Here is a 12571-nt window from a genome sequence, read left to right on the forward strand (position 1 = left end):
CGACTGGGATGCACATCTTGTGAATTTGCTAGCAGAACTACAGCTAACCAACTGACACTAACGTTACTGTATGCTAGGCGGCATGCGGGATACAATTCAGAAGGTATTGGCCGATCACGGAAAGATGGCCGTGGATCCGAACGGCGTCGATGCCAACGCCGACCTCTACGAACTCGGACTCACCTCCCACGCCTCGGTCAACGTCATGCTCGCACTTGAGGACGAGTTCGACATCGAGTTCCCCGACGAGGCACTCAAGAAGTCGACTTTCGCTTCGATCAACAACATCGAAGCGGTCGTTACAAGCCTCACCAAGTAGCACGCATGGACGGTGCTGCGGCGAAACCGACCACGCCCCGGTTGTCGATCACCGCCGACCCGGCCAACTACCAGCCACACTTCACCCACGGCACCGAACGGATCTGGCAGGAGACCAACTGCTACCTAGACCTGTGGATCGAGGTATTGCACGCATTAGGCCTCGATCCAGTACCGGCGTTCGCCTGCCTACTCGCGGCCGATCACGACGGCTTCAACTGGAGCTTTGCCAAGCAGCAACCGGAAGATCTGCGTCGGCTCTACGGACTGGAGGTAGGCGAAGAGAACGCGTGGCTGCCTATGCTCGAATTGGTCGAATCCGGCCCAGCACGCGGGGTCCTACATACCGTCGAAGTCGACAGCTGGTGGCTGCCGGATACCGCCGGCACCGCCTATCGCAATGATCACGTCAAGACCACGATCACTCCGACCAAGATCGACAGCCGACACCGGGTGCTGTGGTACGTACACAACGCGGGACTGTACGAGTTGACCGGTGACGATTTCGACGGAGTTTTCGGGCTTCGACCAGATACCGAACTGACGTTGCCCCCGTACATCGAAGTCATCCGGCACCGTCCAGATTGGACCATGCCCAATGCCATGGAAACCATTGTTCAAGAACAGTTTTCCCGCCGCGCATCCGGAAATCCGGTAGAACGCCTGGCAGCCGCCGTGACCGATGCCGTCGCGTGGCTACCGGGGGCCGGGATGGACAAGTTCCACCTGTGGGCTTTCGCCTCACTACGCCAGTGCGGAGCCACCGCCGAACTGCTGGCCGACTTCGCCGAATACATCGATAGCCACTTCACTGGCGCAGGCGCCGCGGCCGTCCCGTTGCGGGAAGCTGCGTCGAATGCGAAGTCAGCACAGTTCAAAATGGCCCGCGTGGCAATTGGCCGCAAAGGCGATGTGGCACCGGCACTCTCGGCTATGGTCACGGGATGGCAAGAAGGGTTCGCAGCCATAGCCGATGCGGTCGGCTGAACCAATGCTGAACTGCTGGCGGGTAGTGCGGACTGAACCCGATAGTGTCACGCACCCCGACGAGCTGGCCGGAATGTGGGACACCGCGGCGGCCATTGAGGTTCCAGCGACCGTGGCGACAATCGATCAACTCGCCAACACCGATGACTTCGACTGGTGGCAGCACTGCATATTCAGCGTCGTGGAGCCCGCCACCATCGAGTTCAGCGGGCTCACCTTCCCGGCAACGGTCTTTCTGGACGGCCAACCGGTCGCCGAGTGCGAGTCGATGTTCCTGCCGCTGAGCATCGAGTGCGGCGCTGGCCAACACGAGTTGGTGATTCACTTCGGATCACTGAACCACTGGCTGAAAGCGCGCCGTCCCCGTGGACGCTGGCGCTCCACACTGGTCAGCTCCCCCGGTCTGCGTTGGGCCCGCACCACTTTGATCGGCCGGGCACCGATCTACGGGGATCTCCCAGCGCCTGTGGGAGTTTGGCGCCCGATCAGAGTTGGTCCCGCCCGGCTTCGTACCGAGATGATCATCGCCGCCGACGCCGCGTCCGGAAGGGTAATCGTTAGCGGATGCACCGCTGGCGATGTCGTTCGGCTGGTGCTGTACGGTCCCGATGACGATATTCTGATCGACCGCACGGCGACATCAGACATCGGAGAATTCCGATTCGACGCCACCATTGAGGATCCAAAGCTGTGGTGGCCCAACGGTTATGGGCCACAACACCAATACCTGGCCATCATCGAGGTGGACGGCGTCCAGGTAACCGAGCGCCGATTCGGATTCCGCGCCCTGGCAGTAACGGACGACACTTCCGGCTTCCGGCTCGCCATCAACGGCACCGACATCTTCTGCCGTGGCGCGACATGGTCGCCGCCTGACCCGGTGCGGATGCATGTCAGCACTGACGAAATTCACGCACAGGCGAGGGCCTTTGCCGCCGCTGGCGCCAACATGATTCGGGTGATCGGCGGGCTGACGTACGAGCAAGACGAATTCTGGCAGGCCTGTGCGGATGCCGGTTTGATGGTTTGGCAAGACGCCATGCTGGCCACCTTCGACCCACCCGCCGAACAGGGTGAGCTGATCACTCGCGAGTTGACCGCGGTACTTCGATCAGTGTCGGGCAATCCGGCGTTGACGGTGATCAGCGGCGGTAGCGAGACTCTTCAACAGCCCGAAATGCTCGGGCTGAGCGCACAGGAAGCGGCAATGGAGGTCATCGACTCACTGTTGCCGGCCACGGTATCCGAGCATTCCGATGCACACTACGTAAGGGCCTCGCCTGCCCCGCCGCCTGGTAGCGCCCATCTGGCGATCCGGCCCGACACCGGGGTTGCGCACTGGTTCGGGGTCGGCGGATACTTGCGACCAATCGCCGACGTACGTTCCGCCGGAGTCAAATTCGCGGCCGAATGCCTGGCCTTCGCCAACCCACCCAGCTCGGCATTCATCGACCGGCACTTCGGTTCGCCTGCGATAGCCGGCCACCACCCAGATTGGAAAACTGGGGTCCCGCGCGACCGCGGGTCGTCGTGGGACTTCGAGGATATTCGGGACTTCTACGCCCGCAATGTATTCGGCGAGGAGCTGCTGGCGGTGCGCCGCACCGATCCGGCAAGATACCTGCAGTTGGGTCGGTTGGCGATCGCCGAGGCGATGCGCGAATGCTTCGCTTTTTGGCGACGCAGTGACTCTGGATGTGGCGGTGCAATGGTGTTGTCTGCCAGGGACATGTGGCCGGGTGCGGGCTGGGGATTGCTCGACTCGGATGGCAACGCGAAGGCTGCGCTCGCCGTCCTGGCCCGCACCTGGTCGCCGGTATCGGTCATCCTGTCCGATGACGGGCTGTCTGGGATCCGGATTGACGTACACAACGATTCACCGTACGTGCGACAAGGCGAATTATCCCTGGTTGCCACGAGTTCCCTTGGCACAGCGGTCGATACGACCTGCCGTGTCACGGTCCCACCGGGCTCGTCGGTGACCGTCTATGACGCGGAGGTGTCCGGTCATTTCCGCGATTTGTCGCACGCCTTCCGATTCGGGCCGCCAACCGCCGATGCCGTGCAGGCGACCGTACGATTCGACGACGGCTTGGTCACACGGGATGTGTTGGTAGTCAATCCTTCCGGTGATCAAGTCGCGTCATTGGTCCGCACCGAGCTCACGCGGCAATCTGATGACTGTTGGCAGCTACAGCTGATCGCCGAGGTCGCGCTGCGCTACGTCGAACTGGACATCCCGGGCTGGAGCCCGGCGGACAACTACTTTCACGTCGCGCCACGCACGCCTTACACCGTGGCGCTGTTACGGTTCGGTGAACGCCAGACACCTCTCGGCACAGTCGCTTCCATCGATCTGGTCGGCACGGTCACGGTGCAGGGAAGCCGATGAACCCACCCGAGATCCAGCTGCCAGGCCATCGCATTCGGGTAGGGTGCGACGTGGTGGCCATCGATGAAATCAAGAATTCGTTGTCCACGTTCGGAGATCGGTTCCTTGCGAAGATCTATACCGCCGAAGAGATTGCCACCTGTGACGGTCCGAATCGGTTGGCCCGGTTGGCCGCCCGGTTCGCCGCCAAGGAGGCTGCTATGAAGGCATTCGCACGGCCGGACGCCGCATTCGTCCCGCTCGAAATCGAGGTTGTAACCGTGGATCACCTGCCGACGTTGCGGCTGGTCGAATCAGCCGCGCGGCTAGCTGCCGAGCAGCAGTGGGAGCAGATCTCAGTGTCGATGACCCACGCCGAATGTCACGCGGCGGCAGTCGTGGTTGCGGTGTGCGGAAAATCCGTTACGAAGCCGGGGCCGAGCCTATAGTGTCGGCGGAACCAGTCGAGGAGTTGCCGACGCCGTCACGGCGAGCACTGAGGTTTCCGAACCCACCCGCCAATGCTGCACGCACCGGCGACGGAACTGTGGGAGCGAATCTCCTCAGATATGCCTCAATCCAGGTGGGAGTCGCATTCAGGAAGGGAAAATCGTTGCTAACCATGTGCCGAACGGCAATCAGCGGCATGGGTGATTGCAGCGGGCGGAACCGAGGGTTCCAAAGCCCGGGCTCAGCGCAACCCTCGTAGAACTGCCCGATCATCAGACCCGCGTCGACGAAATCCGATTTGAGCGCTGCCTGAATCTCATCGATCACTGCGTAATCAACTACCTCCGGAAACGCAATGAACGCCGCCTTCAGCAGGCTGTCTGGTCCGCTGGCCGGCTGCAATGCGAGAAATCTCTCGGCAAACTCCCGCAATTCAGCAACCACATCGATAACCGACGGCGATGCACCCTCGACAACAGCCATCCACAACAGGTCACGGTCCAACGACGGCCCAGCAAAAGGACAGACCGGCCCGGCCCGCCCCAATTCATCGTGTGGCTGAGCAAGATAGCCTGTTACCCAGCTATGAACTACCTGTACATGGGAGTCCGAACCCCCGTGTGCAGCAGTGCTGTCCGATAACTTCGACAGGCATCGAATAACGCTTTCTGCCACCGCTGTTACCCCGCTCCCCGTCCATACGCCCGACGTACAACACCGGCACGCCAGAGATGAGATCGACCGATGTCCGCTACGACACTGCCTCGCGTCGCGATCGTATATGAGCCTGAGTCGATTCCGCTGCTGGACCTCACAGCAACCGCAGCGCGCAATGGATTTCACCTCGTTTGGGTCACCAACGGTGTCGACGCACGGATGCTTGACCGACTAGGCACAGTTGTGACAACCGTGGGCCTGTCACCCAACGACATAGCGCAACAGCTGACGAGGCTGGACGTTGTCGGCATCACAACATTCGCCGATGACCAGATCGAACAAACAGCCGCGCTCGCTTCGCTCATGAATCTCCCGGGCAATTCAGCGACCACAGCGCATCGTCTTGTCAACAAGATTGCGCAGCGGCAGGCACTCGCCGATGCGGGCCTGCCCGGGCCCTCGTATGTCGGCATCCAATCACCTGCCGACATTGCCGTTCAGCGCAAGCCTTTGGAAAAGCTCAGATACCCCGTCGTCATCAAACCGGCATTCGGCTTCGGCGGCCTGGATACCTTCTGTCTGCCCAACGCTGCTGCGGTCCATGACGAGCTAGACATCCGCCGCGCCGCCGGTCCGTGGCAATCCACGATAATCGAAGAGTGCCTTGGCACGTACCCGCCCCTGGCGAGAAACGGATTCGGTGACTATGTCTCCGTCGAAATGCTTGTCGAAAGCGAACTCGAGTCGGTGGTGGCCATTACCGGCCGTATGCCGCTGGCAGAACCCTTCCGGGAGACCGGCGCCTTCCTGCCGTCAACGCTCAGCCCAACCGAACAATCCGACGTGATCGACATGGCGGTCCGCGCAGCGCGCGCGCTAGAAGTGCGTCATGGCTGCTTGCACATCGAGATCAAGCTGACTGACGCCGGGCCGCGCATTATTGAAGTGAACGGCCGGGTTCCTGGAGGCGGCATCGTCGACCTGGTTTCCACGTTTACCGGAGTCGACCTGTTTGAGTGCGCACTGAAGTCGGCGCTAGGACACCCAACACAGCGCAAGGCCAGTGCCACGGCCAGCGGAGTCTGCTATCAGCTGGCGCTGCAACCACCGATAGGGCGACGAGTTCGCCTGATGCCTCGCTGGTCCGACCAAGCACGTAAAATCCGTGGGCTGGAAAGCGTTACGCTGCGTTCGACGGAGGCCGAGGTGGACATTCGCGAGGGTTCGTACGGTTATCTACTGATGGCCGCGGGCGTTGCGAACGATCACTGCGCATTGCTCGACACGCACCACTCGCTCGCGCGTCTGTTGGTGGCTGACTGAGGCCATCGGCATCTGACAATGGAAGAAGTTATGGGAGAACTGCATCCACGGGTCTTTGAACACCTGAGTTGTTCAAACGCAACATATCTCGTCCGCGATCACGCTTCGATGACTACTGCGATCGAGTCACCCTCAGATTTCGCAACTGCGCTCGGCTACCCGCTCGGCCGAATCATGAAGACACTGCTGTGCCGCACGCGGTCAACCGGAAACTATGCCGCAGTGACCTGTCCGATGGATGTCCGGATTGATTTCAAAGGCGTTGCCGTAGAACTAAATTGCGGTCGAATGGAAGCAGCCAGCGCACAACAACTCGAAGAGGTCACCCACTATCCGCAACGCGGTGTATCCCCGTTCGGGCTCGATGAACGTATAGCCGTCGTCATCGCCAGGCAGGCATTGAACTACGACACGGTGTTGGTCGGCGGTGGTGCGGTCGGTATCGAGATCGAGATCGCTCCACAAGAGCTGATCCGAATCGCCGGAGCCAGAGTGGTCGATTTCAGCCCACCTAATTGACGCACTCTCCGCCCAGAGTCCGCCAATCATCCTTGGAACGCTCCGTGGAAGTACTCAAGGACACGGTGAGCGTGTCGGAACGGTTGGCGCGCAGAGCCGTTGGGCTGGCCCCCTGCACCTACCGCCGCCTGCGCAGGCCTAGAAGCTGCCAGGCCCGGACGCGCAGTATCCCCCCGGGGCGTAGAGCCGTTGGCCTCAGTTGGCTCCGCCGATGAGTATGTGAAGTTACTAGCCCGGCAACGCGTTTGGGCACATTCAGTATGTAATTCACAGCTAACGATTTCACAACGGGCGGTTGCATCGGAAGCCGATGGAACTAGTAGTGGAATCTAGCCTGCCAACTTCATCCGGTGGACCACTGAAACGTTACTGACCGACCAGGCCATTAAAGCCCAGTTGGCCTGACCCCGACCGGTCGATCACGCGGACCAGTCCACGGGTTCGACCACTACGGTGTGGTGACCATGACGTTGGCCGAACTAACCGAGATGTTTCCGACCCCATCCTGGGCACGCACCGCGTAGTTATACGTCGTGTTCGGGGCTGCGGTCGTGTCGGTCAAAGTAGTTGCAGGCCCGGTCGCGACCTGCACCCAGTTGTTGTATGAAGCATCTCCGCGCCACAGGTTGTAGGTAACGACGCCCGAGCCTTGTCCGTCGCTCGACGGACTGAAGGAAATGGTCGCACCGTTAGCAGCCACGTTCGACGCGGTCACGCCCGTAACTGTTGTCGGTGCCGCTGTGTCGGTGCCACCGTTCCACTGTTGCAACACACGGAGACTGGACCACGGAATGTCCGTCATATCGTAGTAGTCCCACGACAGTCCGGCGTTCGAGTATGCCATCGGCACCTGGCCGGACTGGCCGATCAAGCTCGGATCGCCTTCGAACGCCAGAGCAAATGGCGAACCTGCCGTGTCACATACATACGCACCGTACGTTTGCAAAGCCGCGGCAATGGCCTTCTCTCCAGCCGGCAGGGAGCTGATGTTCACCGAGGGGTCGAGTTGGATTCGAGCACCTTCCGGAATGCAGTTGGCATTCGTTGAGGGACCGTCAGTCTTCGCCGCCGGATAGCGGAAGTAGCCAGTGCACGCGAAGCTCGATCCGATCTCCAGCGCGTGTGGTATTGAGCCAGCTTGGATTTCGCGCATCCGTATCACACCAGCCAACCTCGATACGTTGGAAGCGGTGGCCGATCCGGTCGTACCGCCGCCTGCGGCGATACCGGGTCCGGTCTTGACATCGACGGCAGTACCGCCCCAGGCCGTCGAAATCGCGCCGCTCGATGGGGAATTGGCCTGCCAGAATTCATATGCCGTAACCGGACTCGTACTCCAGTCGATGTCCTCGATCACGTGGTCGGTACCCGCATTCGGGATAGCGCCAGAAGGCAAGTGAATGGAGCTCGGGATCGGACACGTGCCCCAACTGGTATTCGTGCACGTGACCGTCACCGTCGGCGACGAGGACGTTGCGTTGTAGATCGGTATCGCATAGTCGTTGAGATCTGCGGTGTGCTGACTACTGTTCAAGTTGGCCACCATCGATGACGAATTCGACATCAATGCGGGCGACGAGGGGATCGCAGAGTTCCACACGCTGGTCGTAGCGAACGGAAAGCCCGAAGTGGCCGTGAAAGATGAGTCAGCGTGCGCTAACGGCGCTACGACCGTCAGTGATGTGGCGATTGCGAGGGACGCACCAACCCGCCGCCAGCACGCTACCGGCCGAGTGTCTGCGGTCGAGATCCCCATCTGACGCCCTGCAACGTAGTCAGTCATGCGCCGCAAGCTAGCACACCAGATCGCACCACACGGATGGAATTGGGCAAATTTCTTCCAAATATACGGTGATGGGCATCCAGACTGGGATTCGTGAATGAATTTGTATTTCAACGATTTTCGTTATGCTAAAAGACGTATCCGGCCCGCTTGGGTGCATTTGGTGACGTCTTAGCTAACTTCGTCCGCGGAGGCGTCGAGATGCGGACTCCAGAACCGTTCGGCGCAGTCGGCGACGGTGGGACCGATGACACCGCGGCATTTGCAACCGCGACATGGACGTTGCCCGCAGTGTCCGATAGCACGGGCGTCGAGCTGCTGAGCAAGAATCGCGGATCTGAAATATTGACCCTGAATACAGTTGGGACGGACCTCGTCTACTCCACACCTTCACTAACCGCAATCGCGATCACGCAAGGTGGTCTTCAGCGACTACTCAACGACGGCACCTAACTGGTGCACGGCCTAATTTGCTGAACCACAGGAGGTTCCATGACCGCTCCATCGTCATTCGTCGCGGTTGCCGCGCCGACCGGTAACGCCACCACCGACACCGCCAATATTCAGAACGCCATTACCGGCCTTGGTTCGGCGGGCGGCACGGTCGTGCTTCAGGTCGGGTACTACGCACTGAGTGCCCTCGGGATTACGGTCAGTGCGCCGGTGCGCCGGTGCGCCTGGTGGGCCAAGGTCCGGTGACTACCGGCGTCTATGTGAACTCTGCGTCGGGTACGGCGATCATCGTCAATGCCACGGGTGTGACGATCGAAGACATGGCGATTGCCAACGCAATTGGGGCCGGCGCGGCCCACCTCCGGCGCCGGGGTTGCTGACACATCTGCCTCATGGTTGCTGCTGAAGAATGTGGATCTATTTCCTTGGGCGCCGGCACGGCTAGGTCCGTCGACAGCGTGGCGGTGGGCACATCACTGATTACGGGCAACGTGTTCCACATACCGCCTTCGGGCACGTTCAAGGCTACCCACTCTTCAGCTCGGCACTCGTTGCGATGAGCGGCTGACATACGTTGAATAGCAATGCTTTTGACGCTTCAGTATCGTTATTGCCCGTCTTCTGTATTGATCACCGATGCGCAGCTACTGTTCACCTCGCCGCTGTCTGCGACGTACATCAGGCTGCCGCTGGGGCTAACCGCTACTCACCGGGGTGCCAATCATTCGAGCGCCAAGCTGCTTGCCTCAGCGACCGTCACGACTGGCCATGCCAAGGCCGGGCTGCAAACTGCCCACCACAAAATGGTTACTTTCGGCTTCTCTGATACATCGAACAGACTGCCAGAACCGTGATTTCGCGTTCGTCAGCAATGCAAACTCGCGTCACCGTTCCACCGACGGGGACATAGAAGATCCGTGCGTCAGACTGGCCCCATCAGAACTTCGCCAGCGGCGTACTGATCTCTTTGGTATGGCATCGCCAGCGGAGGCTAGACGACATCCTGTACTCGGGTATAGAAAGCATCGACCCACCGGCAACACATGTATAGGTCAGGTTGGTTGCCTTGTTCGGCAATATGCCGAATCGTTTGATATCCAACATGTTTGGTGTTCAATGCAACGTTGGACCAGTACCCTCGATCCGACCTGCGGCTGCCCGGGCACACGATAGCGAGGCCAGCTACTGCGGCTGCTCAAGAACCACGCTGCGGATTGCGGTCAAGATGGCCGGGTGATACGCGGAATGGTCACCAGCCTCGGTGTGCACCAATTCGGTGCCGGGGAGTCGGTCGAGGGCTCGAAGACCGCCCTTGATACCGAACTGCTCTACGTCCCATGGCGAGGCCACCACTGTGATCTCAGTGCCACCCCGCGACAACGAACTCAGCACAACCTCCGGTACATGCAGCAGCCCAAGATGGCCGAGCAGCACTCGCAACAAGCGTGGCATCCAACGACTCGACAATTCGCCCACGCGGATCCGCATCGGTTTCAACAAACTGATGATCCGCTTTCGGGCGTGCTCGGCGCTCTGCGCCGAGTCCCCGGCCCCCACACTGGAAGCCAATAGCGACTTCCTTAGTCTCCACTGCCACGGCCACGTGGTGAAAACTTGCCAGGTCCACATGACCTGATTGATCATCACCAAGTGACCCGCGTTGACCGCCCGCGCTACATGCGCGGCATACCACGATCCTGAGCAGACACCCACGAGCTCAAGCTTTTCCGGATTGTCGGTGGTGTGACGCGCCGCATCTATCGCATCATTGACATCCGACGTGGAGTACACCGTCAGCCATTGATCGCGCGAGATTTGGCCGCCAGATCCCAGGCCCGATCGATCCCAACGCACCGCCTGTGACCCAGACTGCGCGATTTGGCGAGAAAGTTCGACCCACTCCCTGCCCGGACCGTGATGTGAATCATTAGCCGTTGCAAAAAACATCACCGATTTGCCTGCGGCATCGGCGCCCGTAGTAGGGAGTGTCCGAATAGCGAAGAGCGCCTTATCTCCAATACGTTCGATCCGTTCCTCAACCAGAGCACTGTTGGGCTCGCTGGCGGGCATCACCGCTGAACGCACATACTTCGGCAAGACTTGAACACGGTCCGTCGGAGTATTCCTGTCGATCCAGTCAATGGCCGAATCCCCCGCGTCGAGCGGCATCGGCACCATCACGTCCGCCGATTGCGCAAATTCAGGAAACCCCTCTGCAGCAATCGACTCGACGCCGTCGACCCGTGCCGATTCCTCGACGCCGTCGGCCCTCTCCGAACGACCGATAACAAGAGTGCCATTGACTGGCCGGTGCCCGGTGTCAAACCGGAATCCGCTGAATTGCGCCGCCGCTCGTTCATCGATACGAGAGCCGATGATCGACGTACTGCCTGGCACGGTCGCATCCTCGCCCACAGCCAGGCGGTACAACGTTGTGTGCTCTCGCAAGTACCTGCGGCCGGTACTAACCGGATCCAGATACACCACGTTGTCCAGAGAAGCCGGCCGCTGCTCAAGATATCTGTTTAGCAATAACGAACCCGCGCGAATGCCGATTCCGGTGATCGATTGCGTACCAATGGATCTCAAGTATTTGATCGCCTGGGCAATACTCTCCAGCCAGTCTGCGACAGCGTCTCCACGCCCTTGCGGATACGCGGAATCGCCGGTGCCCAGGTAGTCGAATCGCAAGACCGCAAAGCCGTGCTGCGCCAGCGAATCGGCAACAACCCGCTGAAACCGGGCACTGTCCATGCCTTCCTTGCCCAAGGATCCGCACATGAACACCCCGCCCCGCACCCGACCGTCAGCGGGGAGATGCAGGACGCCGAACAGTGGGCCCTCATCAAGAGCAAAGAATGTTGGCTCTTCGATGGCAGCCGTGCCTTTGGATCGCGTCAACTCTGATTTTTCAGCCATCACATTCCCAGCTCGATTTGCTGAGCATTGACGAAGACCCCCCGTCACCGCCGTTCCCACGGTACCCACGAGCACCATCTCCCTTAACTGCAACACACCTGTCGGCAGTCACCGCGCCACCCGAAAACAGGCCCGCAGCAACATCTGCCAGTTTCGTACCATCCGCCTCAACTTAGAACATACGTCGACCTATGGCAATCTATCAGTTAAGTCTCACCGAGGACGGTTCAGCGGACTTGACCTGCATAACTCGTCGCCATCAACCATCTATGGCTAACGTCAATAACCGTGGTCGATCCGGCCCATAAACGGGCTCGTAGCAGGGGCGACGACATTGTCGGGCATCAATCAAATCGACGGCGCCGCGATCACCCAAGCCCCCCGGGAGGCTCCCGCCCCAAGCAACGCTGCACCACTCCGGAAATTGACGGCGATGACGTATCAAGTTGCTCGAGGCCCCACCCTGCTGCTCCTGAAGGTCCAACCCACCAAGACATACCGCCAAGCCCAGACGATCACAATCGTCCATGCCATCAGCCCGTTCATGCAGCTCCAGCCCTCCCCCGAACCCACTGAAGGCAACTCCGAAGGAACGTCTTGCCGTGATCGACTCGGCCATCCCTGGGCAAAATCCATGAAAACGATATCCTCACATATATTGCCTGATCAGTAGCTATTTTACGCACGCGAGACAGGTCCGAAATTAACCCTCGCCCAGGTTATGCTGTTATCGTTTCGTACACACACATCAAGTTTCAGCAAATTTTCGATGCGGCCCAGTTGCCCACTCA

At 60.0% G+C, this 12571-nt stretch carries 12 protein-coding genes; 9 read left to right on the forward strand and 3 right to left on the reverse strand.

The annotated features are described in order from the left end of the window. Positions 1 to 82: 82 nt before the first annotated feature. The 4 genes from ABIA30_RS09575 to ABIA30_RS09590 all read left to right on the forward strand — a co-directional run bounded on the left by ABIA30_RS09575 (position 83) and on the right by ABIA30_RS09590 (position 4125). On the forward strand, positions 83 to 319 hold the full coding sequence (locus ABIA30_RS09575; RefSeq protein ID WP_370064477.1) for an acyl carrier protein: 237 nt from the start codon (positions 83 to 85) through the stop codon (positions 317 to 319). Positions 320 to 324: 5 nt separating this feature from the next. After that, positions 325 to 1305 carry a DUF1839 family protein gene (locus ABIA30_RS09580; protein WP_370064479.1) on the forward strand — a complete coding sequence of 327 codons (981 nt, stop codon included), beginning with the start codon at positions 325 to 327 and terminating at the stop codon, positions 1303 to 1305. A 112-nt stretch (positions 1306 to 1417) separates the two neighbouring features. Continuing rightward, positions 1418 to 3697 carry a hypothetical protein gene (locus ABIA30_RS09585; RefSeq protein WP_370064481.1) on the forward strand — a complete coding sequence of 760 codons (2280 nt, stop codon included), beginning with the start codon at positions 1418 to 1420 and terminating at the stop codon, positions 3695 to 3697. Then, positions 3694 to 4125 (forward strand): 4'-phosphopantetheinyl transferase superfamily protein, encoded by a 432-nt coding sequence (locus tag ABIA30_RS09590; RefSeq protein ID WP_370064483.1) that lies wholly within the window; start codon positions 3694 to 3696, stop codon positions 4123 to 4125. The genes ABIA30_RS09585 and ABIA30_RS09590 overlap by 4 nt, the downstream gene beginning before the upstream one ends. Here the strand turns inward: ABIA30_RS09590 and ABIA30_RS09595 are convergent. Then, a complete protein-coding gene (locus tag ABIA30_RS09595) occupies positions 4100 to 4969 on the reverse strand; it encodes a DUF6875 domain-containing protein (RefSeq protein WP_370064485.1) in 870 nt (289 codons plus the stop codon). The genes ABIA30_RS09590 and ABIA30_RS09595 overlap by 26 nt on opposite strands. Here ABIA30_RS09595 and ABIA30_RS09600 point away from each other — a divergent pair. Both ABIA30_RS09600 and ABIA30_RS09605 read left to right on the forward strand, forming a co-directional pair. After that, on the forward strand, positions 4871 to 6106 hold the full coding sequence (locus tag ABIA30_RS09600) for an acetyl-CoA carboxylase biotin carboxylase subunit family protein (RefSeq protein ID WP_370064487.1): 1236 nt from the start codon (positions 4871 to 4873) through the stop codon (positions 6104 to 6106). The genes ABIA30_RS09595 and ABIA30_RS09600 overlap by 99 nt on opposite strands. Positions 6107 to 6124: 18 nt before the next feature. Next, positions 6125 to 6625 carry an aminoacyl-tRNA deacylase gene (locus ABIA30_RS09605; RefSeq protein ID WP_370064489.1) on the forward strand — a complete coding sequence of 167 codons (501 nt, stop codon included), beginning with the start codon at positions 6125 to 6127 and terminating at the stop codon, positions 6623 to 6625. Between the two features lie 448 nt (positions 6626 to 7073). On the opposite strand, the gene ABIA30_RS09610 is transcribed toward ABIA30_RS09605, so the two are convergent. Next, on the reverse strand, positions 7074 to 7982 hold the full coding sequence (locus ABIA30_RS09610; protein ID WP_370064493.1) for a hypothetical protein: 909 nt from the start codon (positions 7980 to 7982) through the stop codon (positions 7074 to 7076). A gap of 178 nt (positions 7983 to 8160) precedes the next feature. Between ABIA30_RS09610 and ABIA30_RS09615 the strand changes: the two genes are divergently transcribed. From ABIA30_RS09615 to ABIA30_RS09625, 3 genes are all read left to right on the forward strand, one after another. Beyond that, positions 8161 to 8385, forward strand: coding sequence for a hypothetical protein (locus ABIA30_RS09615; protein WP_370064495.1), 225 nt, complete (start codon positions 8161 to 8163; stop codon positions 8383 to 8385). Between the two features lie 515 nt (positions 8386 to 8900). Beyond that, on the forward strand, positions 8901 to 9107 hold the full coding sequence (locus ABIA30_RS09620; protein WP_370064497.1) for a hypothetical protein: 207 nt from the start codon (positions 8901 to 8903) through the stop codon (positions 9105 to 9107). 338 nt (positions 9108 to 9445) lie between these two features. Continuing rightward, on the forward strand, positions 9446 to 9715 hold the full coding sequence (locus tag ABIA30_RS09625; RefSeq protein WP_370064499.1) for a hypothetical protein: 270 nt from the start codon (positions 9446 to 9448) through the stop codon (positions 9713 to 9715). A 328-nt stretch (positions 9716 to 10043) separates the two neighbouring features. On the opposite strand, the gene ABIA30_RS09630 is transcribed toward ABIA30_RS09625, so the two are convergent. Next, on the reverse strand, positions 10044 to 11780 hold the full coding sequence (locus tag ABIA30_RS09630; protein WP_370064501.1) for a serine aminopeptidase domain-containing protein: 1737 nt from the start codon (positions 11778 to 11780) through the stop codon (positions 10044 to 10046). Positions 11781 to 12571: the final 791 nt, after the last annotated feature.

It is taken from the genome of Mycobacterium sp. MAA66 (assembly GCF_041261665.1).
Classification (GTDB): domain Bacteria; phylum Actinomycetota; class Actinomycetes; order Mycobacteriales; family Mycobacteriaceae; genus Mycobacterium.

What these genes read in the sequence shown, in the direction of transcription:
- ABIA30_RS09575 (WP_370064477.1), top strand. Translation starts at nt 83, where the DNA reads ATGCGGGATACAATTCAGAAGGTATTGGCCGATCACGGAAAGATGGCC.
- ABIA30_RS09630 (WP_370064501.1), bottom strand. Translation starts at nt 11,780, where the DNA reads ATGGCTGAAAAATCAGAGTTGACGCGATCCAAAGGCACGGCTGCCATC.
- ABIA30_RS09620 (WP_370064497.1), top strand. Translation starts at nt 8,901, where the DNA reads ATGACCGCTCCATCGTCATTCGTCGCGGTTGCCGCGCCGACCGGTAAC.
- ABIA30_RS09600 (WP_370064487.1), top strand. Translation starts at nt 4,871, where the DNA reads ATGTCCGCTACGACACTGCCTCGCGTCGCGATCGTATATGAGCCTGAG.
- ABIA30_RS09590 (WP_370064483.1), top strand. Translation starts at nt 3,694, where the DNA reads ATGAACCCACCCGAGATCCAGCTGCCAGGCCATCGCATTCGGGTAGGG.
- ABIA30_RS09625 (WP_370064499.1), top strand. Translation starts at nt 9,446, where the DNA reads ATGCTTTTGACGCTTCAGTATCGTTATTGCCCGTCTTCTGTATTGATC.
- ABIA30_RS09605 (WP_370064489.1), top strand. Translation starts at nt 6,125, where the DNA reads ATGGAAGAAGTTATGGGAGAACTGCATCCACGGGTCTTTGAACACCTG.
- ABIA30_RS09580 (WP_370064479.1), top strand. Translation starts at nt 325, where the DNA reads ATGGACGGTGCTGCGGCGAAACCGACCACGCCCCGGTTGTCGATCACC.